This window comes from Rhizobium sp. USDA 4016 (assembly GCF_056279705.1).
On sequence record NZ_JBWCCY010000004.1, the window covers coordinates 2,659,495 to 2,683,001 of the forward strand.

At 57.4% G+C, this 23,507-nt stretch carries 31 protein-coding genes; 2 read left to right on the forward strand and 29 right to left on the reverse strand.

Features of this window, described 5'->3' with window-relative positions; genetic code table 11:
- Nucleotides 1–254: 254 nt before the first annotated feature.
- The 5 genes from ACZ9DP_RS28740 to ACZ9DP_RS28760 form a co-directional block, all read right to left on the reverse strand.
- Nucleotides 255–1,004 carry a hypothetical protein gene (locus tag ACZ9DP_RS28740; protein ID WP_476204295.1) on the reverse strand — a complete coding sequence of 250 codons (750 nt, stop codon included), beginning with the start codon at nt 1,002–1,004 and terminating at the stop codon, nt 255–257.
- Between the two features lie 133 nt (nt 1,005–1,137).
- Complete coding sequence (locus ACZ9DP_RS28745; protein WP_476204296.1) at nt 1,138–1,371, reverse strand: hypothetical protein; 234 nt, start codon at nt 1,369–1,371, stop codon at nt 1,138–1,140.
- Between the two features lie 10 nt (nt 1,372–1,381).
- Nucleotides 1,382–1,585: a hypothetical protein gene (locus ACZ9DP_RS28750; RefSeq protein ID WP_476204297.1), complete on the reverse strand. Its 204-nt coding sequence runs from the start codon at nt 1,583–1,585 to the stop codon at nt 1,382–1,384.
- 205 nt (nt 1,586–1,790) lie between these two features.
- Complete coding sequence (locus tag ACZ9DP_RS28755; RefSeq protein WP_476204298.1) at nt 1,791–2,207, reverse strand: hypothetical protein; 417 nt, start codon at nt 2,205–2,207, stop codon at nt 1,791–1,793.
- Nucleotides 2,204–2,494, reverse strand: coding sequence for a hypothetical protein (locus ACZ9DP_RS28760; RefSeq protein ID WP_476204299.1), 291 nt, complete (start codon nt 2,492–2,494; stop codon nt 2,204–2,206). The genes ACZ9DP_RS28755 and ACZ9DP_RS28760 overlap by 4 nt, the downstream gene beginning before the upstream one ends.
- 262 nt (nt 2,495–2,756) lie before the next feature.
- Here ACZ9DP_RS28760 and ACZ9DP_RS28765 point away from each other — a divergent pair, with 262 nt between their 5' ends.
- The gene (locus ACZ9DP_RS28765; protein WP_476204300.1) at nt 2,757–4,109 is read left to right on the forward strand and encodes an ISL3 family transposase; all 1,353 of its coding nucleotides are present in this window, start codon (nt 2,757–2,759) and stop codon (nt 4,107–4,109) included.
- Between the two features lie 49 nt (nt 4,110–4,158).
- On the opposite strand, the gene ACZ9DP_RS28770 is transcribed toward ACZ9DP_RS28765, so the two are convergent.
- The 23 genes from ACZ9DP_RS28770 to ACZ9DP_RS28880 form a co-directional block, all read right to left on the reverse strand.
- Entirely contained in the window at nt 4,159–4,665 is a 507-nt protein-coding gene (locus tag ACZ9DP_RS28770; protein ID WP_476204301.1) for a VRR-NUC domain-containing protein, read from the reverse strand.
- A gap of 314 nt (nt 4,666–4,979) precedes the next feature.
- Complete coding sequence (locus ACZ9DP_RS28775; RefSeq protein ID WP_476204302.1) at nt 4,980–7,241, reverse strand: bifunctional DNA primase/polymerase; 2,262 nt, start codon at nt 7,239–7,241, stop codon at nt 4,980–4,982.
- The gene (locus ACZ9DP_RS28780) at nt 7,210–8,154 is read right to left on the reverse strand and encodes a hypothetical protein (protein ID WP_476204303.1); all 945 of its coding nucleotides are present in this window, start codon (nt 8,152–8,154) and stop codon (nt 7,210–7,212) included. The genes ACZ9DP_RS28775 and ACZ9DP_RS28780 overlap by 32 nt, the downstream gene beginning before the upstream one ends.
- A gap of 235 nt (nt 8,155–8,389) precedes the next feature.
- A complete protein-coding gene (locus tag ACZ9DP_RS28785; RefSeq protein WP_476204304.1) occupies nt 8,390–8,614 on the reverse strand; it encodes a DUF6511 domain-containing protein in 225 nt (74 codons plus the stop codon).
- A gap of 158 nt (nt 8,615–8,772) precedes the next feature.
- Complete coding sequence (locus ACZ9DP_RS28790) at nt 8,773–10,047, reverse strand: DNA-methyltransferase (protein ID WP_476204305.1); 1,275 nt, start codon at nt 10,045–10,047, stop codon at nt 8,773–8,775.
- A 71-nt stretch (nt 10,048–10,118) separates the two neighbouring features.
- Entirely contained in the window at nt 10,119–10,337 is a 219-nt protein-coding gene (locus ACZ9DP_RS28795) for a hypothetical protein (protein ID WP_476204306.1), read from the reverse strand.
- Nucleotides 10,334–10,660, reverse strand: coding sequence for a hypothetical protein (locus ACZ9DP_RS28800; RefSeq protein ID WP_476204307.1), 327 nt, complete (start codon nt 10,658–10,660; stop codon nt 10,334–10,336). The genes ACZ9DP_RS28795 and ACZ9DP_RS28800 overlap by 4 nt, the downstream gene beginning before the upstream one ends.
- The gene (locus ACZ9DP_RS28805) at nt 10,657–11,397 is read right to left on the reverse strand and encodes a hypothetical protein (RefSeq protein WP_476204308.1); all 741 of its coding nucleotides are present in this window, start codon (nt 11,395–11,397) and stop codon (nt 10,657–10,659) included. The genes ACZ9DP_RS28800 and ACZ9DP_RS28805 overlap by 4 nt, the downstream gene beginning before the upstream one ends.
- Complete coding sequence (locus ACZ9DP_RS28810; RefSeq protein WP_476204309.1) at nt 11,394–12,158, reverse strand: hypothetical protein; 765 nt, start codon at nt 12,156–12,158, stop codon at nt 11,394–11,396. The genes ACZ9DP_RS28805 and ACZ9DP_RS28810 overlap by 4 nt, the downstream gene beginning before the upstream one ends.
- Nucleotides 12,159–12,227: 69 nt before the next feature.
- Nucleotides 12,228–13,925, reverse strand: coding sequence for a DEAD/DEAH box helicase (locus ACZ9DP_RS28815; protein WP_476204310.1), 1,698 nt, complete (start codon nt 13,923–13,925; stop codon nt 12,228–12,230).
- A gap of 277 nt (nt 13,926–14,202) precedes the next feature.
- Entirely contained in the window at nt 14,203–14,727 is a 525-nt protein-coding gene (locus ACZ9DP_RS28820; RefSeq protein WP_476204311.1) for a sigma-70 family RNA polymerase sigma factor, read from the reverse strand.
- Between the two features lie 73 nt (nt 14,728–14,800).
- Nucleotides 14,801–15,730, reverse strand: coding sequence for a PDDEXK family nuclease (locus tag ACZ9DP_RS28825; protein ID WP_476204312.1), 930 nt, complete (start codon nt 15,728–15,730; stop codon nt 14,801–14,803).
- Nucleotides 15,730–16,296: an HNH endonuclease signature motif containing protein gene (locus ACZ9DP_RS28830; protein WP_476204313.1), complete on the reverse strand. Its 567-nt coding sequence runs from the start codon at nt 16,294–16,296 to the stop codon at nt 15,730–15,732. The genes ACZ9DP_RS28825 and ACZ9DP_RS28830 overlap by 1 nt, the downstream gene beginning before the upstream one ends.
- Nucleotides 16,296–17,348, reverse strand: coding sequence for a DNA polymerase III subunit beta (gene dnaN, locus ACZ9DP_RS28835; protein WP_476205495.1), 1,053 nt, complete (start codon nt 17,346–17,348; stop codon nt 16,296–16,298). The genes ACZ9DP_RS28830 and dnaN overlap by 1 nt, the downstream gene beginning before the upstream one ends.
- Before the next feature lie 59 nt (nt 17,349–17,407).
- Nucleotides 17,408–17,794: a hypothetical protein gene (locus ACZ9DP_RS28840; RefSeq protein ID WP_476204314.1), complete on the reverse strand. Its 387-nt coding sequence runs from the start codon at nt 17,792–17,794 to the stop codon at nt 17,408–17,410.
- A gap of 61 nt (nt 17,795–17,855) precedes the next feature.
- The gene (locus ACZ9DP_RS28845) at nt 17,856–18,017 is read right to left on the reverse strand and encodes a hypothetical protein (RefSeq protein ID WP_476204315.1); all 162 of its coding nucleotides are present in this window, start codon (nt 18,015–18,017) and stop codon (nt 17,856–17,858) included.
- On the reverse strand, nt 18,017–18,583 hold the full coding sequence (locus tag ACZ9DP_RS28850; RefSeq protein ID WP_476204316.1) for a DUF669 domain-containing protein: 567 nt from the start codon (nt 18,581–18,583) through the stop codon (nt 18,017–18,019). Before ACZ9DP_RS28850 ends, ACZ9DP_RS28845 begins: the two co-directional genes overlap by 1 nt.
- A 243-nt stretch (nt 18,584–18,826) precedes the next feature.
- Nucleotides 18,827–19,630: an ATP-binding protein gene (locus ACZ9DP_RS28855; RefSeq protein WP_476204317.1), complete on the reverse strand. Its 804-nt coding sequence runs from the start codon at nt 19,628–19,630 to the stop codon at nt 18,827–18,829.
- 136 nt (nt 19,631–19,766) lie between these two features.
- The gene (locus ACZ9DP_RS28860) at nt 19,767–20,108 is read right to left on the reverse strand and encodes a hypothetical protein (protein WP_476204318.1); all 342 of its coding nucleotides are present in this window, start codon (nt 20,106–20,108) and stop codon (nt 19,767–19,769) included.
- The gene (locus ACZ9DP_RS28865) at nt 20,105–20,362 is read right to left on the reverse strand and encodes a hypothetical protein (protein WP_476204319.1); all 258 of its coding nucleotides are present in this window, start codon (nt 20,360–20,362) and stop codon (nt 20,105–20,107) included. Before ACZ9DP_RS28865 ends, ACZ9DP_RS28860 begins: the two co-directional genes overlap by 4 nt.
- Nucleotides 20,363–20,424: 62 nt before the next feature.
- Nucleotides 20,425–21,579, reverse strand: a complete 1,155-nt coding sequence (locus tag ACZ9DP_RS28870) for a hypothetical protein (protein WP_476204320.1) — start codon at nt 21,577–21,579, stop codon at nt 20,425–20,427.
- Nucleotides 21,579–21,869, reverse strand: coding sequence for a hypothetical protein (locus tag ACZ9DP_RS28875; protein ID WP_476204321.1), 291 nt, complete (start codon nt 21,867–21,869; stop codon nt 21,579–21,581). The genes ACZ9DP_RS28870 and ACZ9DP_RS28875 overlap by 1 nt, the downstream gene beginning before the upstream one ends.
- On the reverse strand, nt 21,866–22,183 hold the full coding sequence (locus ACZ9DP_RS28880) for a hypothetical protein (RefSeq protein WP_476204322.1): 318 nt from the start codon (nt 22,181–22,183) through the stop codon (nt 21,866–21,868). Before ACZ9DP_RS28880 ends, ACZ9DP_RS28875 begins: the two co-directional genes overlap by 4 nt.
- Nucleotides 22,184–22,352: 169 nt before the next feature.
- On the opposite strand from ACZ9DP_RS28880, the gene ACZ9DP_RS28885 reads away from it, so the two are divergent.
- Nucleotides 22,353–22,946: a hypothetical protein gene (locus ACZ9DP_RS28885; RefSeq protein ID WP_476204323.1), complete on the forward strand. Its 594-nt coding sequence runs from the start codon at nt 22,353–22,355 to the stop codon at nt 22,944–22,946.
- 180 nt (nt 22,947–23,126) lie between these two features.
- Here ACZ9DP_RS28885 and ACZ9DP_RS28890 read toward each other — a convergent pair whose 3' ends face one another.
- Nucleotides 23,127–23,450: a hypothetical protein gene (locus ACZ9DP_RS28890; RefSeq protein WP_476204324.1), complete on the reverse strand. Its 324-nt coding sequence runs from the start codon at nt 23,448–23,450 to the stop codon at nt 23,127–23,129.
- Between the last annotated feature and the right edge of the window lie 57 nt (nt 23,451–23,507).

Sequence of the window (23,507 nt, forward strand, 5' to 3'; positions counted from 1 at the left end):
CGCCGCAAGACTGCCTCGTCGCCAGAGGAGGAGAATGGCGCCAAGGCAATGGGATAAGCAAGGAACGGCACCGAGCCTTTACAGGGTGTACAAAGTCCTGCCTTGCCAATAGTTACCCGGCACGAGGCCGGGTCGATCGCCTTGAATGGTGTCGGCGCATCGAACTGTGAATAGGGTGGAAGGACACAACGGATAGTATCCGTTCAATGTCGCCTTCCTATCCCTAGTCACTTTCGGCGCAATCAGTGCATGCGCTACGCTACTAAGTCTTCTCGGCGAACATCACCGATGCAGTCACGAAGGGTTACAAGCGCCGCATGCACCAGCACTCTGCCTGCAGCCTGGGCGCCACTTCGGTTGGCTATGCCTGATGCATTGCCGACTTCCGCAAGAGTCCTGCCGTCGATGCAGGCTAGCTCGAACGGCTCGCATAGATGACCGAGCGCAGACTGCAGGCGCGTCAAATGACGCTGCGCATCTAGCTTGTCATTGACTGGCCGATCGCCGTTCCACGGCTTGGGTATCGAAGACCAGTTCTTCTGCGGTTCGTCGCCGTCCTCAGCCGTGCTGGCATCGAAGCGCCGGCGAGCAGGAATATCCACATTTGCCGCCGTAGATTTACGAACTCGGCGATATGCAATCTTGCCGTCAGGGCGGATGACGCTGTAGCGATCCAGCGAGACGCCTTCTCCAAGCTTGATAGATGTGCCGCCAAGTTGAGCATTGCTCTTTGCCGAGTCGTGCACCTTGCGATAGTACATGGCGTACTTGAGGAGTTCGGTATTGCCATCCTTAACCAGCGCCGTAGCAAGCGGCCACGCGATGTTGTCGTTATCGGCCTTGCCGTCCCAATCCTTGCCCTTCTGTGCACGGATGGCCAGACGGGATTTCTGAGCATGCACTCCGTCTCGCTCTGATTCCGTATAGGTCATGCGGGCAGGCAGATTTTCTCCTTCGCCCATCAGGGCGCGACTGTGTCTGCTGTCGTTGGCTGTCTTGGTCATGCTGCGCGCCCTCAAGATGTGGTGGTACCGTTCGACTGATGCTACAAAATGTAGTGTAAAGTTACAAATTTGTCAAGGAAAACGAAAAGGCCGCACGATGGCGGCCTTGGTAGGTTCGAGGTTTATATACATTTTACCAGTTCGGTTCGCCAGCGTCGTTGAACCGGCCAAGCAGCGGCTCGCCGCGTGTGTCATAGAGGTCGTCGCAGGAGATGCCGTAGCGGCGTGAAATGCCTTCGTCGCTGTCGTCTTCAGCGTCGGCGCTCATCGTATCCATATACTCGACGTTTAACTGCTCCGCGATGTCTGCGGCGCTCATGCCTTCCGCCAGCATGTCTGCGATGCGTTCGATTTCTGATCTTCTCATCTCAGTCTCTTCAGATTGACGGGCGAAACTTGCCTACTGCCTTAAACTCCGCTTCAAGCGCGGCTTCTTCGTTGAGAATGTTCTGCTGTTCAAGTTCAGCGGCAGCCAAACCAATGACTTTGGCGCGCGCAACAAGACCACGACGCAAGGCAGCAAGTTCATTAAGGCGCCTGCGGATTTCAGTCTGCCTTGCGATTGCTTCGTTGCGGTTCATATTCCGTCTCCTCAGTGGTGGTTAGTTGGTAAAATCAACCTACGGACATTTTACAAATTTGGGCAATTCCTCAGATTGAGTGGAAATGTTCCTTTGGGTGTCCACATGCTTGCTCCTCAAAATGAGTGGATACGTACCTTGCTCTGACGGTAGTTCGCCCGGTCCGAGTAGTGGATCAAAGCTCGGAGCGGACCGGGCGAACGGGCTACGAATATCCCCGTCCGTCGCAGTCGGGGCATTCGGCAACGCCCTCATCGTCGTCCGCCGGATGCAAGTACCGATCCCAGTCAGTCACGATCTCACCGTTGCCTTGGCAGCGTTCGCACATTGAGGTATCGGTTGCCGCAGAGGGTTCCGGCTCTTGACCTAGCAAACCGGACGGCGACGAGGTCGGGGCGTTGTGGAAAGCGCTACCGCCTCCCTCAGCCCGAGCGTAACGGACCTTGCCACCATCGACCCAAAGTCCGGTCTCGTGCTCTCCGCCACCCTTCACCCAGTCTCGCGCCCACCAAGACGCGACAGGGGTGAAGACGTCGGGTCCGTCCATCGCATCCAAAGCCTTGACGCTCTTGGCCTCAATGAGTGTCTGTCGCGTGCCGCGCTGGCGAATGGCGTAGATCATGATGGCATCTCCCCGAGCATGCCGCGACTTACCGCTGTCTTCCCCTGCGGTCCGTAAGCCTTGTTGCACTTGAGAATATCGACAGCGAGTTCTTCGCCAATCTCCGAGCGAACCAGCGCCCTCTGGACTGCCCGCTGAATGGCAATCTTCCTTTCGGCCTTTCGCATCTCGGCCACCCATCGCGTGCCTTGCGGATTGAAAGGCGTTTGCCTGATGGCCAACTGCAAGTCCAACGGCAGCGCCTGGAAGTCGCGGATGGTGTCCACTCGATAGATTGTCGTCGTCATTTGTTCCTCCAATCGTGTACGTGATTGAATAGATAACGAGTACATGATATGAAGTCAATATCGCGTACACGAAATAGGTGAAGCTTGACTCAAAATCATGTACATGCAACTCCATCTCGCATGGGGCGCAAGAAGCTTTGGGCAGAGAACGTAAACCTGACCTTGCCTGAAGGGGCGAAGGCAAGGATGGATGCTGCTCTTGAGCCGGGGGAAGATCGGCTTGACCTGATACGCGCTGCAATCGAGAGGGAATTGAAGCGGCGTGCCAAGGCAACCAAAGAAGAGAAGTGAGGTCTGGAACGGCTGGCTCGTGAACTGGCTGAACCTCAAGGAACTCAGGGCTTCCGCTGAGCCTCGCATCGTCGAGCGCAAGGGAAAGCAAGAGTACCACATTCCCGTCGCGACCTATCCGCACCCGAACCCACCGGAGCGGATTTGCTGTCTGGCAGGCGTCCTGAAGCGTCACGACAAGGTGAAGGTTCGTTACCGAGATCGGCGAATCGAACCAATGCCGACTGTGCTGATCGTCGAGCGCCAGAGGTACAAATGCCACCACTGCGGTGCCATCGTCTTGGAGGCGATGGACGCCGACCTCGATCACAAATGGTACATCACGCACCGCTTCAAACGGGCGCTCCAGATGGCGTCCGTCAAGCGCAACTTTCAGGACGCGGCGAACCTCAACGGCGTCGACGACAGCTACATCATCCGGCTCTTCGACGAGTTCGCCGCCGAGAAGCTGGAGTACTATCACACGAACCTGCCGGAGGTTCTTGGGGTCGACGAGAACAACCTCCTGGGCGGCATGCGCTTCGTAGCTGCCGATCTGGAGACCGGCCAAATCCTCGACCTTCTTCCAGCCCGGACGGAAGCCGCCGTCATGGCGTTCTTCGCGGAGCTGCACTGGAAGTTCTACGTCAAGGTGTTCGTCCAGGACATGTGGCGCGGCTACCGCAACGTGGCGGAGCAGATGTTCCCGAAGGCCCTGAACATCGTGGACAAGTTCCACGTCGTCCGCATGGCCAACGACGGCATGGCCGACGCCCGCAAATGGTACCAGACGAAGCTGGAGAACGAGGACCGCCGTAGCCTGAAGAACAAGCACCGCATGTTCCTTGCCCGCTGGGACGGCATGCACAGCACCTCGCAGGACACGCTGGCGGAAATCCTCGAAGACCATCCGTTCCTCAACGACGCCTATGTCTGGAAGGAGCGCTTCTACATGATCTACGACTCCGCGACCCGAGCCGAGGCAGAGAAGGAATACGACCGTCTGGTCGCTACGATGCCGCCGCACTTGAAGCGGTTCTATCGCCCGCTCACCACTTCGATGAAGAACTGGCGGCCGCAAATCTTCAACCACTTCGAGATGCCGGAGCGGTGGACGAACAACATGACCGAGAACCTGAACGGCAGGCTCAACCAGATCAACAGCATGGCGCGAGGCATGACGTTCGACCGCTTCCGGAAGAAAGCCATCCTGCGGTTCGGCAAGATCATCCCGAACAATGAGCTGGCCGTCTACAGCGGCGACCCGAACGATGACCCTCGCCAGATCGGCTTTGGATGGGACGTTTCCACTTTGGAACGTGCTTTGAAGAAGGGACGCTTCTAGCATCTATTCCACCTCATTTGAGGAAGTGCCCAAATTTGTCAACTACCGCTCACGCAACTTTCTGCAGTTCAGCAAGCCAGCCCTTCACAATCTCGACAGCCTGCTTTGCCGCGTCTTCTTCCGTCTTGGCGCGCAGGACGGCCTGCCGATTAAAGCCCAACGCCGTCAGCAGCGCATGCCTCTTCTTTTGGTCGCTGCTGACTGGCGTCTCCTCGCCTTTGTATTCGATCAGTCCGAGCAACCCGCCGAACATGTAGATTCGCTTGTCGTGCTCGCCTGGCGTCAGGCCGGTGGCTTTTGCCTTCACCTGCTCTCGCATTGATCGGCGTGCCGCGTTGAAGTCTCCAGCCAACGTAAACGTGCCTGGTCGCACGTCCTTCACGTCGGCGACGTACTCAGGCATGCCGCGTAGCGCGCGAACGCCGGCCGCCTGCAGAATCCATTCCTCGATCGGCGCGTCCTTCACACTCACCTTCGTGCCTCCGTCCTTGCCGGTCGTCGTTACGATGCGAACGCGTTTTCCATTCATTCGGGTGGTCTGTACTTGGCGGGCCATGGTGTCTCCTGTGTGGTGGTTTTTGCGGAGCCGAAATTGGTCGTTTCGGATGCGTTTCAAATCTCAGTTTTTCTGCCCCACACCGCCCCACTAAAAAATCTTCACTGGGGCGCTGCACACCTACCCCCGCACCCCCTCTATAAAGGGTGGGGCGGGGCAGTAGTGTGCCCCACTGCCGGGGCATAAAATTCGTACTGGGGCACTAGTGGTGGGGCGTTATCTATGGTTGCGTAATTTTGGCAGTCAAATGCAACCTTTGGTGAATATCTGCCCCACTCAAAAACACTGGGGCGGGGCATACTGGGGCGGTGGGGCTAGGCGGCTTCTGGAACCTCCACAAAGTCCTTATTCTCTCTTTTGATCGGGCACCGACGGTTGACAACGACAAGCGTGCCGTCGTCGATCCACGCCTTCACCAGACGCCTCACACGCGCCACATCGGCCTTTATGCCGATGTCCATATCAAGAACGTACGCCACCTCTCGCCCGACCCAGTTCTCCGCCTGATGGTGCAGCTTGCAATCGGTGTTGCGTATGCGCGTTAGGATCTGCCCCAACTGCTCAGCCGTCACCTCCTGCGCTATTTCCTCGGCGCTTGGCCAGGTCCACGACGTCACCACAGGCGCGAAGTCCTGCGGTTTTGTGAGTCCGCGCCCATTGCCCAGCGGCACGCCCTCCAGCTTCCGCCAGTCCAGCCGCGACGACAGAGGCGTCAGGTTCGACTTGCCGTAGGTCACAGAGAAGTAACCGAAGCGATCAGCCGGCGAGATGCCAGCCTCTTGCGCCTGCTCCTGAGACATGCGGTTGAGAACGCGCACCGAACGTGCCGCACCGATCAGTGACACGGCGCCTCGAGCGTCTTCGACGGTGGCCTCACGGTCGGCAACCTTGCGCAGGTGATGCACGATGTCGATTGCGCAGTTGGTATGGTCGGCGATCTGCGCCCACAGTTTCGCCACCTTGTCGATCGCGCCGTTGTCGTTCTCGTTGACGCCGTGGGTTGATACGAACGGGTCGACAATCATCACGTCGATGCCGTGCCGCTCGATCTGCTCGACGACAGCCTCGATGATCGGCTGCTGGATGCGCACGCCTGCCTTCTTGTCGTCGACGGCCACGACGAGCTCCTGCTCACGGCCGCTGTCCAAGAAGATGTGCCCCTCGATGTCTTTTGGCGCGAGATTGTAATGGATGCACGCAGCCATGATGCGGCGCTCCATTTCGTCGCGCGGATCCTCGGCGTTAAACACCCAGACCTTGAGCCGCTGCGGTGGCTTGATGCCGAGCAGCGCTTTGCCGGATGACATGGCCAGGCTTTCGGCGAGACTGAGGCTGGTTTTGCCAAGGCCGCCGGGGCTGACCGTCACAGACACGTATTTGCGGATCAGATGGTTACCGTAGGCGAATTCGCGCCGCGGCAGTGTCTTGGGATCGATCCACTTGAATGCCGTGGCTTTGATGGCTGTGGGCGTCGTGTCGGGTTGTTGCTGGGTGGGCTGTGGAGGTGGGTTGTCGTTGGCCACTGACGTCGTGTCTTCGGCGGGCGTCTGTCTGTTTGCTGGCGCCTCCTCGCTAACCTCGTCTTCATACACGTCGGCCGCCTTGGTGCGCGCCTTCGATAGCCCGTTGGCAATCATCCGCGTGATATCGACGAGGCGCGTGTTGTCCCGAGCCTGTTGCGGAATCTCGCGAGGCTGTCGGCTACCAGCCTCGATACCGCGGCGGATCTTCGCCCATACATCACGCTCGCCATCCTTCTGCAGGCTGCCATTAGCCATGGCAGCGTTGTACAGGCCAGATTCAGCCTCGCTACGCGTCAGGGCGCCTGCGCCGACAAGTTGCCCCATCGAGAACGCCGACGCGTTCAGCGCATGCCCTCTCCCGCCTGGCGATGTGCCAGCAAGCTTGCGGAGATCATCATCGACAGCCTTGTTGACGTATGCATCGTTAGTGCCGGCTTGATACGACAGCGGCTGAGCTACGTGCTGGACGGCACGCGGCAGGACAAGCTCGAGCAGCCATGCGGGTGCGTCGGCGATAGGTAGGTCGTTATCCCAAGTGTAGGTGCGGCCATCGGCAAGCGCGCTGCCTGGGGCAATAACAAACCCGCCATCTCCACGCGTGTCCGCGCCAACTCCGAGAGACTTACCGGCTTTGTTTCGCACTCCGTCGACGTGACGCCAGAAGTAGTGTTTGCCGCCGCTCGCTGTGGTGGCTGTCCGCGTTGGCGGCAACGGGCCGTGAATCTCCTCCATTTCAGCAAGCCAAATCCTACCGTCCCCGTGGCCAGGCGGGACGTCGATGTCGAGCACCCAAGCGCCAATAGGCGCCCCCGTTGGAACGCCTATCATTGCATCCGGATTGTCTGACCACCATCGCCTTACTATGCGCTCGAATCTCGTCGCGCCCTTAAAGCCGTTGCTGATTTTTGGCGTCTTTTCACCAAGCGTGCAGATCTCGCCAGTATGAGGGTCGATCGACTCCTCTGGCCGGTGCCGGCAAGGGAAAACGGGCCAGCCTTGGGACGCGTATGAAAGTGCTAATTCAAGCGGTTTCTGCAACCTGCTTCTCCTCATCTGTGGTGCTTGCGTGGTTGTCGTTCGCGGGACGCATCCAACTCGCGCCTTTTGCTTGGTTCTCTTCGCCCCACATCGGCTGAAGGTTGCACAACGCGTTTATGATGCGCGGTTCAGTGATGCCCTGAGCAAGGAATGCGGCGATTGGCTTCTTGTGATCTATGTGCCACTGGCCGTGATTATCCCACGACATCCCCGGCTTAAATTGGCACTCCAGTCTCTGCTTGAGCTGATATGGAGAGTACCCTAGGGATTGAAGCGTCGATTTACTCTTTGTCTTCCGTGCTTTTTTGGCTACGCGAACAACCATTGACCTGCACTTTATTGCGCACAGGAACAGAGGGTCATCGACATAGCGCTCACGTCGCCTGGTGTTGAATTTTTCCTTCCACTCAGTAGTTGAGTACAGTTCTTTTCTTTTTGCCTTCTCGCGCTCAATAATTTCCGGCCTGCTGTAGTATTCTTTTTGCCTTGCAAGCAATTCCGCCCGGTATTCTGGGTCGCTTTGACGGCGCTTTCGCTCAGCAAGAAGTAGCCTATCCCTATTCTCCGGACGGTTGCGCCACTCCTTATTGTATTCGTTGTTGCGCTTGGCAATCTCTGGGTCTTTACGCCTCTTGCGCTCTAGCTCGTTCTTGCGCGCATGATTTGCCGGATCCTTTCGCCACTGCCTAACTCTCTCCACAATCGCCTTCGAGTTTTTCTTTGCGTATTCCCGTTTATAGGCCAGATCCTTTTCGCGGTTTAGCTGCCTACGCTCCTCGTTTACTTCGTTCGTGCACTTTTTACACCGAGGATAAATCGAGACGAAACCAGACTTCCTAATCCTGGAGTAGTACTCATCCATCAACTTCCACTCGCCACACTTCGTGCAGACTTTACCTTGGCCAATTTCCTGGTCGGTATCCGTCATCGTAAGCCTTCATTAAAAGAGCCACATGCCTCGGCACTGGCCTTGGATTGGAGGGCCGCTCTATCTCCGAAACCTGCATGGCTCTCGGGTACAATAGGACGACAGCTAATTCCGCCTGGGTAAGCCCGAGGCGCTTTCGAATGGCGCGAAATTCATCGTTGTCCATCTCAATACCCTATATAGTGATTTTGCGTTAGTGCCGCCAGTGCATTATAGCGAATTTTCTTTACTATTTCTAGAAAGGCGCACTCCCTTCCGCAATCAGCTGGCGCAACCTATTCGCAAAGCCCTCGACGGCGGCCTTCACCAGCATTCTCTGCGCGAGCTCGTCGAAGTGAGCCAATTCCGTCACGCCGCCATTCTCGGATATCCACTCGCCGACCGCGTCAACGCCACCGTCGAGCGCGGCCAGTTCGTACTCGTCGAGACGGCGTATTTTCTTGTAGTCGTCGATCGCCACGATGCACCTCCTGCAGAGATATTGCGGATCGCCTGGTTTGTGGTTGATGCCAAGAGCCACGGCACGCATGCCGCAGCAGAAGCACGTCGTAGGATCTCCCGCCGCGTCAACGGTGGGCGTGAACGGTATTATGGGCTTGCCGGTTGGTGGGATTTTAGTCATGCTGCACCCGCTTGCGCGGGAGTGGCAAAGAGGTCGTTATCATTCGCTGGCGCAGAACGACGAGCCGATGCAGCCTTGCGGGTAGCCGGACAAGCATTTGTCAGCTCAAGGCGGCGCGCGATATCGGCCTGATATTCTTCCTCACGCTCAACGAGGATGCACTGCATGCCCTCGCGCCAAGCGGCTTCGCCGGTGCTGCCGCTGCCGGCGAACGGATCTAGGACAACGCCGCCCTTTGGAGTAACAAGCCGCACAAGCCATTGCATCAGATCGACAGGCTTGACGGTCGGATGCTTGCTGCCTAGGCGGTCGAGTTTGTCAGCCTTGGCTGAATAGAAGAAACGGGCGGCTCCGTCTGGGAAAGCCGCCAGCACCTCGTCGCTGCCATCGTGGATGATGTTGGCGGGCCAGCGGGCATCAGGAAGCAGTTTGCCGCCAGGGCTGTCTATCGCGCCGTATGTGTCAGACGTTTTCTTGGGGTCCGTGATTTTCGGACGTTCGCGGACACCCACCCTGCACCCATCAACATTGACCGCGCCGGTGCCGTGCTCAAGAACGTTCTCAGCAACAGTGCCGGCAAGCGGCTTGCGAGCGAGGCAGATGGGCTCCCATGCAGGCTTAAGGGCGGTGCCCCAGCCTTGCCACTCGCGGGCTTCTGCCGTGGCAGGTTCATCGCCATCCTTCTCGTGATAGCCTCTCTCCAATGCAGCCTCGATCCAAGGCCGAGTTGCGCCTTCCATTCCGTCTTTGCCGCCGCCAGTTGCTTTAGGATTTCGGACATTGGTGACGCGCACCTTCCCGATTGCAGCGCCCGCCTCCTTATCAATCGCCTTGCTGACATCATGGCTTTTCGGGAATCCGCTTCCATAAATCCAAGCCAACTGGTCGCGGATTTCAAAGCCGGCGTCCTCGATCGCAACCGTCATACGGTGATAGGTGCGCGTGCCGGAGAATGCCACGACATGGCCGCCAGGCTTCAGGACGCGCAGGCATTCGGCCCAGAAGGTTTCCGAAAAGGCGACTTCGCCGGTGTCCCACCGCTTGCCCATGAAGCCGGCCGAAGCGCGCTGGTAGGCATCGTTGCCGGCCGCAGGCGCACTTCCCGGCTTGCCGAACCTTTTTTGAATGGAAACTAGAGCGTAGGGCGGATCTGTACAAATGCTATCAATACTATTATCCGGCAACAGCTTTAGGACGTCGCGATTGTCGCCGCCGTATAGCGTGACCTTGCCGTCCAGAAATCTTCTGGGATCAAGAGCGTTGGCGCTCATTTCGTCTCCTCTAAGTGGTGCACCGCGCGTTGGTGGCGCGCTGGTGTCCGAAAAATTGATATAAAGTTTGGTCAGTGCTTCTTGGTGCCGCTGTAGCTGCCGCCTAGCGGCCCGTACAAGGTTAGCGTCCATTCCGGCCCGTAGTTGGCGGCGCACGTGCGGACGATGCTCTCCTCTTCGTATTCGCCGTCGACAATGCCCATGCCGTAAAGCGTCATGTTCTCGAGCGGTAACTGGATTTCGCCGGTCTCGTCGTTGCGGGCTACGATGATGTAGTGGCTGCTGCTCATGTGATGGCATCCATCCTGTAGTCGACATAGAAGTCAACGCTATCGAACCACAAATCTACGGACGGCGAGTATCCCTCCTCGTCAACGTCGGCTGGCCGCTCTATGCGATTGTGCTCGACGGACTGCGCGACAATCTTGCCATCGCTAGGCTCCTCTGGGTCGTCTGATTCATAGATGGCGATGCCTTCTACATACTCTGGCCATGCAGGATCGCACTGATCTCGATAGATGGCGATGAGGCTCTCCCCGGCAGCCATTGCCGACTCGATGGTGGCGTGCGGCTCGAAGCCGCAATATCCGGGGTCGTACAGGTATAAGGTCATGCGGCCACTTTGACTTCAACGATGTTAAACCCCGGAATCGACCGCACGCCGAAACGCACATCCGCAGCCGCAAGCTCGCGCACTAGTTCCTCGAACCGTGCCTGCGAAGTCTTCCAGTAGTGGTCGAGTGCTTCTTCGACGTTCACAAGGTCGGCTCGATACGTGGTACGCAGGCCAGTGCCAGTAGTCGCCGCCTTCCATGCTCGCCCTGCGCCACGTTCCAACTTCTTCGCGTCGGCCAGCAGTTCTTCAGCTTCCTCTCGTGCCGTGAGGTTGCCGCTGGACGCGCGAATAGCTTCCTGCGCGGCTACCCTAGCCGCCTCTGCCTCCGCTGCTATCTTGGCGGCCTCTGCAGCCTTTTCCTGCGCTATGCGGGTGCGCCATGGCGTGAGCAAAGCGTCGAGCGTAGACTTGGCCAGGTCGACCTTACCGCGCTTGGGCTGGATCAAGGGATTGAACTTTGCTTGTACTGCGGCAGCGCCGTCGTCGAAGGGCTTCTTCTCCTCCTTTCGCAACTCGTCGGCCCGCTTGCCGGCCTCGTGGATTTGGTCCCTGATGCGCTCGATCTGGTCGTGCATCTCCTGGCTACCGATAGGCTCACCGTCCGCGAAGTCCTTCGCGGTGTCGAAGAGGTCGTTGATCTCTGTCGAGATAAGGTCGAAATCTGAGGCGGGCGGCTGGTTATGGCCGATCGGTGCTGCTGTCGTGGTGATTGCGGTTGGATCGAAGTCGGTCATGCGGCCACCTGCTGCGCCCGGCGAGCAAGCTCGGCCTTAATGGCCGCCTCTGCAGCCTCGTGTGTGTTTTCCTCAACCTCAAAGGCATCGTCGCTGTCGGAATCATCTGCAGCCGGTAATGAGGCGTAATACTTGGTTTCGACCACGCCGCCGCGGGATACGGCAACAACCTCACCGGGAGGCACGTCGCAGTTTTCGATGACTTCGAAAGGATTGTCAGCGCAAGCCTCGGAGCTTGTGTCGTCTTCTGGCCAATACCACTGGCAGCGGCTTAGCTTCTTTTCCAACTCCGCAACGCGAGCGCGCGCCTCGTTCACCAGATCCGCCGGCGACTTCGCTCCGACCTTCTGCACGGTAACGGTATAGCGCTGGAAAGGCTCGTCGCGATCGAAGAGGCTCATTTCCATGTAGTTGACCGAGCCGCCAGCCTTGAACTGGCCAACGAATGCCATCGCCATCACTTCCACGATCGGCCCAGTTACCGACATATCAAACTCGCCGTTTTCAAGACGCATGCTTTTGATCAAGGGCGCCGTGCCCTCTTCGGCGATTTTCTTGTAGTGGTCGCGGTGTTGTCGCAGTTTGTTGACCTCATAGGCCAGCGCAACATGCAGATTGTCTGGGCTGTTATCGCGGAAGGCGGGCCATTCCTCGCCGTAGCGTAGAGCCTCCCATTTGCCAGGCGCCGTCTGCTGTATTGTGTACTTGCCGTCGCTGACGGTCACAGAAATTAAATCGTCCTCGGCTCTTCTCTCGCCCATAATCGTCTCCTCTATGTGGTGGTGCATTCGGTATCTTCACCGTGGTGTAAACTTACAAATTTGTCAACATTAGAACGGCACTTCGTCATCCAACTCCCAATCTTCGGCGTATCCCTTGCGGTTATCATTCGCGGCCGGAGGCTGGTTGTCGTTGGCTGCCACATGCTCACCTATCCGGTGCGCCATAACATCGGGGTACTTAGGATTCCTTGCGTAATCCAACTGCACTTCTGCAGTTCCGGCCAACTCGTGCTGTCGCTCAAGGAATTCGATGACGGTCTTTGGGAATGGCCGCAAGCCGCCATGCGCCAGCCACCACCGATCGGCCTTCGTCTTCGCAAAGCCGGAATGAGCGCAGCATAGCCACTCGTTCACGGCCTTCATCCCGACCATATAAGTGCACTTCACGGAGTCCGGCTTCCCCTCCTTGCCTGGATGATGGCGGAATGTCCGCGACGACACAGGATACCAAGGCTTCTCCGTTGAGATGACCGGGGCATCCGCAGCGCGTGCGGTAAGTTTCTCCTCCTCATTCGGCGGGAAGACATAGCCGCAGCAAGTGCACGTCATCACCGAGATGAGCAGGATTTCATCGCAGCCGAATTTGCCATTGACGTCCGCTTTGTCTGTCGGGCAAATCTTCTGAGGAGGAGTCCCATCACCGCTACCGGGAGCCTTCGGACGGATTAGATCGATTGGCCCAAATCGGCTCAAATTATTTCCGTGATCGAGCACAAGGCCGTCCGTCTTGCCCTCGCACAAACGCGTCACGCGACCGATGATCTGAACGATAAGGCCAGGGCTTTTCGTGCTTCTATAGATAGAAATCATGTCGACGAACGGATAATTCGCGCCAGTCGTCAGCATATTTACGCTGACGATAGCCCAAACCCTGCCGGCCCAGAAATCAGCAATGATCCTCGTGTGCTCGCCAGGATTCTTGCTGGTCAGGAGCTCGCATGTCTTGCCGTTCCTGCGGACTTCACGGCATACCTTTTCAGCGTTCTCCTGGCTGACGCAAAAGAACATGGCGGCCCTACGGTTGCCACCCTTCGCGATGTCCTCGGCAACACCTTCGACAATGATCTTGTCGGCAGCATTCGACACCTCGCCAGGCACGAACTCCCCGCCGCGCGTATGCATGCCCTTGAGGTCGATAACCGAATTCACGTTCTTTGTTGAGATCGGCGACAGATAACCCTGTTCGATAAGGTCGCCAATGCCAATCTCGTAAACCACGTCGTCAAACAGCCGATCTTCGCCTTCGGTAAGGCGGCCAGAATCGGTTCTATAATCCGTAGCCGTCAGACCGCAGACGCGGCTATCCGGGTTGCGAGCCTTCACGCCGGCGAAGAACTTGCCGTATAGCGTGTCGGCGTTCCTTGAAATTGCGTGGGCTTCATCCACGATTACAAGGTCGATATCGCCCAATTCATCCGTCTTGTTAGCTACGGACTGAATGCCACAGAACAAGATTTGTGCGCGAGCGTCGCGTCTCCCAAGGCCAGCAGAATAAATTCCCGCTGGAGCAAACGGAGACAACCCGATGAATTCTTTGAAATTCTGCGCAACCAGAGTTTTGCTATGCGTGATATTGAGGATACGCATATCGGGATAGTCGGCGAGCAATTCCTCAATGATCTTTGATAGCACCAAGGCTTTGCCCGCACCCGTAGGCAGAACGATAAGGCCGTTGCCTCCGTCGTTGGCCCAATATTCATAGAGCTTGTCGATGGCGGCTCGTTGATAGTCGCGGAGTTCAAGCATTAGCGGCATCCTGCTTTTGCTTCCCGCGCCAGCATGATGGCAACAGGATTGCTGGCTGGCGTAAGGCCGCCATATGGATCTAGGTACGAGCCGTTCTCTTGAACGCCGCCACCGAAATCAAGGTCGTATGCCTCTGACTCGGACCATCCGCAGCATGGGCATCCCCATGGGCCATAGATCACGCCGACACCAACGTCTGCGCTGTCGCGGTAAAGTTCGCCTTCGCCACAGCGCGGGCAGACGCCTTCTTCCGTCATGGTTTCGTGTGTTTTCCCCATCACGCCGCCCTCTTGACGCGCTTCCTCAGCGTCGCCAGCCCGCGCTCTTCAAGCTGGCGAGTGCGCTCGCGCCCGATGCCGTAGTCACGGCCTATCTCATCGAGCGTGTCGCCCATGGCTCTGCGCATGACGATCTCGCCATCGCGGCCGGCTGGCATGTTCAGTAATGCTTCGCGCAACTCCACGGCGGATGGCTGGCTTGCCGGCGTCGATGCGTTCTCAATAAACGCGTCACCATCGACCTGGCGCAGATGCTTCTCGCGGCGGATCCTCCTGCGGACTTTCTCTGTCGCAATCCAACGAACCTGATAAGTCAGCCACTTGTGAAAGCTGCCTTCAGGCCGGAAGTTCTGCCAACTGGAGAGGACATAGGCGACCGTGTCGTTGACAAGGTCGTCGCGCTCGTCGGTGCCGCGTGCGCACTTGCCAGCAATCTTCTGGATGAGCGGCAAGTGGTTGACGAGGCGCTGGTCGAACTCGGCTGGCCGCGGTGTGTTGTCGTTCGCTGGTGCGGTGGTGGGCATTGCTTCTCCTCTTGGTGTGGTGTGTGGTTCGTTTATGGCTAATAACCCTGGCTGGTTCGCCATTTATGGACAGTTAGGCGTTGGTAGCGCCGTCGATCCATGTCTTTCCGGTTCGCAAAAGGTACGTCACGGTCTCCGCCGCCTCGTCGCAATCAATCTGTTCACCCGGAACGAGGGCGGGAATCGTCAAATGGGCTGGGCAGGCTGATTTCTGTTCGTCGAATGAGATCGGCTTACTGAACCGACTGCAAGACCAGTGTCCATCGCCGCCCATTTCTGGCGTGCTGTAGAGACAACTCCGGCACGTGACACGAGGCCAGGCGTCTTCCTTGCAGACGGCCTTGTGCCTGCAGAACATGCAGCCGAAGTAGTCAGGCTTGTCGGAAATCCGTGACGGCGGCTCCGGCGAATTAATGACCCGTTCAAGCCTGGCCAACAAACGCAACGTGAACTCCACGTCGTATTCAATGCGCTCGGCATAGAGCGTGTCGTCGTCCTTTGACGCGACAAGATAGAGGCATCGCGTCAATCCAAATGCATGCATGCCAAGCTGGCACTGTCCGAAATGAAGCGGCTTCGCAACCTTGCAGCCGTCCTTCATGATGGATTTCATGCCTTTGGCGTTGCTACTTTTAAATTCTAGCAAATGTTCTGTGCGGGGCGCCTCTGGAATTCCCATGGCTTTTCCGTCGCATTTGCCGCGAACGTGAGAACCGACGAGACGAATGCGTTCTTGCTGGCCGTAGACGTCCACGCCGATGCGCTCCAGATCCTCGACTAGACGTTCCTCTTCAAGATTGCCGGTCGCAAAGAGCCTAAGCTGGCGACCGTGATGTTTCTCGAGTGGCGTGCACCAACGGAAGGAATACCAAAGTGAGCGATCGCATTCCGCGTTTGCTTCGCCAACGGAGATGCCGAGAGAGTCCCAGTTCTCTGCGGCAGCTTCGTAAGCGGCGTAAATGGCGCGGACGGTGCTGGATTCTGGGCGCGGAATTGGTGCCATTAGGCTGATGCCTCCAGAAGGCGGTTGTCGTTGGCCGGAATGCCGTGGTTCTTGTGGAAGCCGAAGCGCATCTCCGCCGCGGCGCGTGCGGCAATGGCGTCAGACTTATTGGCGAAATATCCGAGGTGGTAATTCTTCTGGCCTACCTTGATTCGCGCATACCAAACGTTGCGCGTCTTGAACCAGTAAACGCCGACGTGACCGCTTGTATTGTCTATCGGCATGCCGATGTTCTGTGCGTTGCCGGATGCGGAAACCTCTCTGAGGTTTGCCAGCCGATTGTCAGTACGAACGTGATTGATGTGGTCGACCTGCTCCGGCCAATAGCCATAGACCATCGCCCAGATGATGCGATGAACAAGCATCACCTTCTTTTTGATGTTGATGTAGAGGTAGCCTGGATTCAGCAGAGAGCCGGCCTCTTTGCCCGCGAACCGTGTGTTCCAGGCCAGATGCGTGCGACGCAACTTGAAATGCTCCGGCGCCGCTACGCGCCAGAACAACTTTCCAGTCTCGGGATCATAGCGCAGCCGTTCGAGCAGATAGTCGGGGGTTATATCGACCATTACACGCGCATGGGCATAATTACGCCGAGCCAGCCGTCAGCCCCACCTGTGACGAGGCCAGGCGCGCCATTGTCCGAAAGGGCAAAGGTAACCTCGCCAGGAGGTAAGACGCTGAGCATATCCTTGAGATATTGGCTATTGAACCCGATCGAGATAGGATCGCCGCTGTAATCAGCCGTGATCTCATCGTTGGCGTCACCAACGTCAGAATGAGCCGAGAAGACAACTGAACCGGGGGCGATTGCCAGTTTGACGGCGCGACTCTTTTGCGAAGACACAGTCACCACGCGGTCGGCAGACTTCAGGAACTCATCGCGGTTGACGACGATTTCCTTGTCATTGGCGGATGGGATAATGCGCTGGTAATCTGGAAAGGTGCCGTCGATGACTTTGGAGACCAATGTCAAATCGCCACTCTGAATACGTATCTTTGAGTCGCTGATTGATACGTTTACGATTCCTTTCGGGATGAGCCCGACGGTCTTTGCTGGCACGATGATGCCTGCGAAAGCATCCTGCTCCTGCCACACAAGGCGAGCGAGACGATGACCATCAGTTGCGACCGCCGTGAGCTTGCCTTCGACTACGTGGAGAAAGATGCCATTGAGATAAAATCTTGTAGCCTCAGTCGACATGGCGAACGCGACAGGCGCGAACAGGGCGGTTAGATCGACGTCGAACGTGGCGTCGAACTTGCCGCCGTCCAGCGACGGGAAGTCGGCTGCCGGAAGCGTGCCGAGTTTGAATACGCTACGACCACTCTTCACGATCAGCTTGTCACCATCCAGTGACAGCGAAACATCCCCGCCCGCCTTCTTGCTGATGTCGGCCAAAAGTTTAGCATCGACGCAGACGGCGCCAGGCTGCTCTACAGTGGCCGCAGCAGAATCGGTGGCGACGATATCAAGATCGGTGCCGGTGACTTGCAGGCGGCCCTCTGTGGCCGTGAGCAGCACGTTGCCGAGGATCGGAATCGTATTGCGACTTTCGATGACGCGGCCGACATTCGTCAGGACGCGCGCTAGGTCTTGGCGCTGGATTGTAAGGCGCATAGTGGTGGTCTCCTCTTGTGGTGTGGTTGCCGCACGGTTGGTTGCCGTGCGGCGTGTGGTTAGGCGGTCGCGCCGTTGAAGAATTCCGTGGTGCGAAACTCGTCGACACAGAATGTCTTCGGCGGGTTGTCGACCAGCCACTTTGCAACAGCCGCCTCTATCGCCGTCTCCAGTGCGGGAATGTTCTGCCACGGATCGTCGGGGCCATCTTCGCCCCAGCATTCCGGATTATTCTCTTCCAGATCCTCGATAATTTTCTCGACGATCCAGTCGGTGCTTAGGTTCGGCTTTACGACGGCCTTGTCCGCCTCGATAATAACGAAAGGGTCTTTGTCGTAGACGCCGTACCCTTCCTTGATGGCCTCTTCGCGAGTGTCATGCTTGCTGCTGAAAATTTCAGCATCGATGCTGTCCGCGACGTACCATTTAAAATTCTTGTCGCCCACGGTGGTCTCCTCTTGGTGGTGAATTAGGCGGGCCGCTGGTGACGACCCGCCGAGGTGGTGGTTAGCCGAAGAAGCCGCCTGCGTAGAGCAGGCCGGCAGAGATCCCGACGCCGATAAGAGACGTCCAGATGCTGTACGGCTCGCGCGGCTGGCCGTGCTTCACGGTCGAAATTGCGACGCTAGCGGCAAGCAGGGCTACGTAGGTGACCTGTGGCCACCCCATCACTTGCTGCCCCAAGGACGGCGTGCGCCTGTGGACGCAGCAGCAGGCGCGGCCTGGCGCACGCCAGGCTTATTGTCATTGGCAGGAGCCGCAGGACGCGCAGCGGCTGGCTGGTTGGCGTCGATCGCCGGCTCCGGAACATTGCCTTCGTCTGGGAAGTAGTATTTTTTGATCTCGGCGCGCGCCGGATACTGCTGGCCGGTCTTCTTGTTGGTGGATGCCTTGCCGAGAGCGACCTTTGCGGTGAAGTTTCGGTAGTGCAGCTCTTCTGAATCTTCGACGGAGTCGACGCCGATCGCGCGGCACAGCGAAGCGAACTGCTGCTGGCCGATACGCTGCGCATCGGCGTTAGAATGTTCGAGGTTGTAATAGCCGAAGAGCTTTCGGTCCTTGTATTTTTCCGGAGCGACAACGACCATCGTTGTCTTGAGGCCGGTTCCATTGTCGCCGCTCACGACGTCAGATGCTTCGATTTCAAGCTGGTAATCGCCGTTCGGCAACTCTTCGTAGTCGCGCTGCTCGGTGTCGTGCTCGGTCGCATTGAACGTATTGCCAAGTCTAGCCAAAGTTTTAGTCTCCTTCTGTGTGGTGTGGTGGTTAGGCTGCGCGGTATTTAAATTCGTAGGGCGTGAACTCCATGATTAGCCCTGCGTTGTGAATGCCTGCCGCTTTCCGATAGACGTATTCCAGCCAGCGGCAGTCGTTGTCGCCTACCCGGACAGGGAACCACGCGAACCATAAGTGCCAATTGCACCAATGATCTCGTGCCGCCTGTCTTCGCTGTTGCTCAGTTGGGCCGCAGTTGAACCTCATGCGGCTTCCTCTTCCACCGGCGCATGCGGCGTGTAGAAGTATTTCGATAACTCAGCGAATCCTCGCCCCTTCGTGAATTTGATGGTGGGTGGCATGTTCAACCTGTTCTTTGCCAGGAAGCCGGCTCGCTCATCAGTGTAGATGACGCGATCCGCACCAGACATGCCTTCAGTCTTGTTTTCCTTCTTGCCGAAGCCCTTGTCGACTTGCTTCACCGACGTGCGCTTGCTCATGAAAAGGAGCGCATCGCTCTTCTCCATGATGATATCGGTGGCGCGGTCCTGCAGTTTCGGTCGATATCGATCATAGGAATCGACGAGCGGGTCGTTGAAAGCCTTGACCTTGCTGTGCAGGATTTGCACGACGTGTATGCCGGCGCGCGAGAGTGCGCGTGTCGCCGCCATGTATTCAAGCCAATCATTGTCGGCCTCGAGATATCCCTTGCCGAAGGCTGTCGGGGAGCCCTTATCGTTACTGTCGATCGTGTCCCAGCCCATGCGGCTGCAGGTGTAGTTCCAAACCATCTTCTCGAAAGCGTCCAGGCTGTCGATGATAGCGGTTTTGAATTCGTGCTCCTGCGTTAGCAGGTGCTCGAACGCGTCCATCATCTCATTGTAGTTTTCGATTTCGATGGAGGGCACGTCGAGATCGACGGGCGTCTCCTCGCCGACGGTGTGCAGGTAGATCGGATCCGGAAATTCGCCAGCAAGCGTCGTCTTGCCGATGCCGCCAATGCCGTACAAGGCGAGTACCGGAGGCGTCTTGCGCTTGCTCGATCTCAGTTTGTCAAAAACAGACATTCTCTCTCCTTCCTAGAAATAGCACACGGCCAAGATGATCAGGACCGCGATGAGGACCGGCCACCAACTGAATGGATCTGGCGGCCAGCAGGTGTCGGACGACGGCTGGTTGCCGACGGGTGTGGTATAAGGGTGGTTATTCGCCATGGCTGTCGATTGCCTTGATGAGCTTGTCGGCTCCCCAGACGCCACCGCTAACGATTGCAATCGCAACTGCGCCGATGGCGACTGCTGGCGCAACCATTGAGATGCCGACCGATACGCCAGCGACGAGTGCCGCGATTGTTGCGCGTCGCAGTGTCGGCGCCTTGAACCTGAACGAGTTGTCAGGATCGTTCCATGGACGGTACTTCTTGGATCCGCGCTTGTGGCCCTTGCTGTCGACGTCGTGGTCCGGAACATAGCCGTCCGCAGGAACGTGGATTGGGTAATCGAGCGGCGTGTTAGTGAGTGGCGGGTCTTTCCAAGGGCTCTTCATGCTGCGGCCGCCAGTTCATAACCTGCGGCCAGCCGAGCATATTTCGCATTCTGACGCTTGCTGCTGAACGGATACTCCTTGCCGGTCACGAGGAACGGTACGTGGAGGCTCGCCGGATAGCCAGCGGCCTGAGACTTGGATAGGCCGGTTAGCCCCTTTGTCTTCCGCAATGCTGCGCGAGCAGCAACTCGGACGTTGGCGATTTCAACTTTTTTGGCTTGCCGTGCATCGGCACGGTCTGTCTGTCTGGACATAGGCTCTCCTCTGCCTCCTGCTGGTGCAGGAGGCGTTGTGGTGGTGGCGGTGTTTGGTGATGTTAGGCGGCGCGTAGAACCCAGTCTTCTACTGCGGTTTTCGCGGTGGCCAGATGCAGCCCTGTTGCTTGCCGCAACAGGCGGATGGCATCAATCTTCCGCCCCTCGGCGGCAAAGCGCTGCCATTCGTGCTCGTACACAGGCTTCTCGACCTTCTTCGTGCCAGAGAGCACGTAGACGCCGAATTCCTGGCCTTTGTGGATGCCAGCAAGGCGCTCCGCTTCGGCCGTTGCGCTTTCGACGGTGGCGTGGACGTATGGCCGCGAGCTTGGCTTCGGCTGGCCGTCCTCGATGAGGGCGACGATGGCGGCGGGCTGGGTGGTGGCGGCTGGCGTTATGAGTTCGACGTTGCGAAATTCGAGCGTCCAATAATCTCCGGCATCATCGAGAACGCAAACGTCGCCATCCTCGAACGCCTCACGAACTTCGTAGTCGTAGCCTTTCGTAATGTCGACATCGTCGATCGTAGATCGCACAACGTCACCCACCTTTAATTTCGGCTTAGCGAGCGCCGCAACAGGGATATCGCCAAATGTCGGCGCTGCGTTGTCGTTGCTTGCCATGACGGCGGGCTGCTCGTCGCCCCATTCGGCGATGAGGTCATATGGGCTCTCTTCCCCCTTGTGGAATTCACCTGAGTCGCACCAGTACGGGCCGAATCCGCCGACCCATGGGGCCTTCCAGTAAGTCTCGCCGCTTTCGTACCGTTCAATCGGCCCGACCTTCCGGCCGTCGCGGGTCTTGTAGAACTTGCCGGCTTCGATGGTAAAGGCTGCAGGTTGCGCCTCGGCGGCAACGGGCAGCGGCTCGATGTGCTCTGCAGGCACATGCCACCAAACACCAGCTTGCGACCCTGTGGTGAAATTTACCTTGAAGTCACCGCCATAGTCTGGCCCCTCAATAATTTCACCTTCATCACCGGGCGCGCCAAAACCATTGTAGGTTTCTCTCATACGCACCCGATCGCCGACCTTCGGCTGCCAGGCCGGCGCAAGTTCGAAGCGATAGTCATACATGCCGCTCGTTTTGCCTACGATCTTCATGTATCCATCGCTCTGCACGGATTCGACTTCGCAGACCTCGCCGATCACGAAGCTGCTCGGTGCCCCGCTATTGTCAATAACGCGAACCAAGTCACCCTTCTTAAACTTCCCCATCACGCTGCTCCTTCCGTTTTGCTGTCCGGACGCAACGCGCGCCCCTTGGTGAAATCGACCTTGATGACGTTGTCGCCGACGGGCTGTTCAGCGGCGTCGGGCGTAGGAATTTCGTCGTCATCGGCGACCTGCAATTCCCATTCGTGGAACTGCAGAACATCCAGCGTCGGGCTGACGCGGATAATAACGAGGCTCCCCATGAACCCGATGACGATGCCGAAAACGCTGGTGTTCATCTTGTGCTCGACGACGTCGCCGATCTCGATGCAGTCGCAATCAGGGCAACTCATGCCGCCACCTGCATGTCGGCCAGACCGGCCAAGATGAGTTCCCGGTCGGACGGCGCAACTTCGGCGACGTCCAACGTGGCCACCCGTCTCAACGAGACCGGCATCTCGCCGCTAACGGTCGAGCAGCCGCCGTTGTGCGGCATCATCTTCACGATCTTGTTGTCGTTGGCTGCGGGCGGTGCAGTCCGTGTCTTCTTTTCGCCGCCGAGGCGATAGAATACGCCTGGGCCACTCATATTGAATCTGTCGCCGATCTGTCTAAGCGACATGCCCTGCTTTTTCAGGGCGCGCATTTCCTCAGTCTGATTATCCATAGGGTCTCCTCTTTGTGGTGAAGTTTTACCTTAAGGCGTGTCAAGGCGCTTGGTTGACGCATTGACAAATTTGTAATACGTGAATGTGTAGTGTTAACCGGCTCTCCTATGCAAGGTGATATTGATGCCTTCACGGTCTGCGGAAGTTGCAAAGACGAGGCTCGCGCAGATGCTCGTTAATGAGCAAAAGCGACAAGAACTCACGGACCGTGAGATCGCCGAAAAACACAATTGGATTCAGCAGACATTCAACCGTTGGAAGTTGGGCACACTCCCGCGAAAGGAAATGTTTCCGTCGATCGCCAATTTTCTCAGAATTTCCCCAGATATGGTCGCAGAGCTTGTTGAGGAGGCGGTAGACAGTCGTGGAACCAAGAAGATACCGAAGGTTGGTGTCTTCGGAATGGCGTACGTTCACGGCAAGGTTACCGACCGAAAGGAGGGTAAGTTTTCCTTTCCACCCTATGGTCGACGCCATAAGCATATCCCAGAGGGTCGTTATGCGATCACGGTAGATACCAAGGTGATGGAGCCAGTCCTCGTTCTTGGGGGTAAAGCTTGGCTCGACTCGAATATATGGCCGCAAGTCGGTCATGACGTCGTGGTTCATGCGAAAGGTGGTATCGCCTGGCTCGGGAGGCTGGAGAGCCTTGCCGACAACACGGCAACTATTAGCCGATATTCCGCAGGGACAACGACAATTCGCGATGTTCAGGCAATACACGTCATTGTCCTTTCTGAAAGAATCTCAGGTAGTTCTTGACAAATTTGTTGCTTGTCTGGTAAACAAGCAACGCTGCTGTGGTGGCAGTATCGAAATCCGGAGTTTTACGGCTAGCCACGGGCCAGTCTCCTCCTCCGAGATAGTAGGAACTCCTTCCCCCAAGCTGATAATCACGTGGTGGTGGCCTTCGGGTCAGCTTGAGGGAGGATGTGTTTTGCCCTATGCGTGAACCAGCGGCTGTTCCAGCGCCGTCTTTGGATCGCAGTTCGGCTCAACGCTCCCAGAGTTTGCTGCCCGCACTTCATTCATGTGCTTAACCAACGGCTCGACGATTATCATTTTCTCGTCAATCCTGGCTTTCAGGGTCTCGACATCCCACGCGCCGACTGTGAAATCGAAACATGGAAAAGCATTTACGCCTTCCCAGTAGTTCCTGTTTTCAATAAATGCATCGTACCTGATGCCGCGAGTGCCGTTCATTGTCGCGGTCAATTGAACTTTAACGCCCCGAGCTGCGAGGGTAGAGATAAGTTCTTCAAGCATTTTCGTCTCCTTCTGTGGTTGGTTGGTTGCGAGAATTTGGTTTGCTGATCGGCGCCG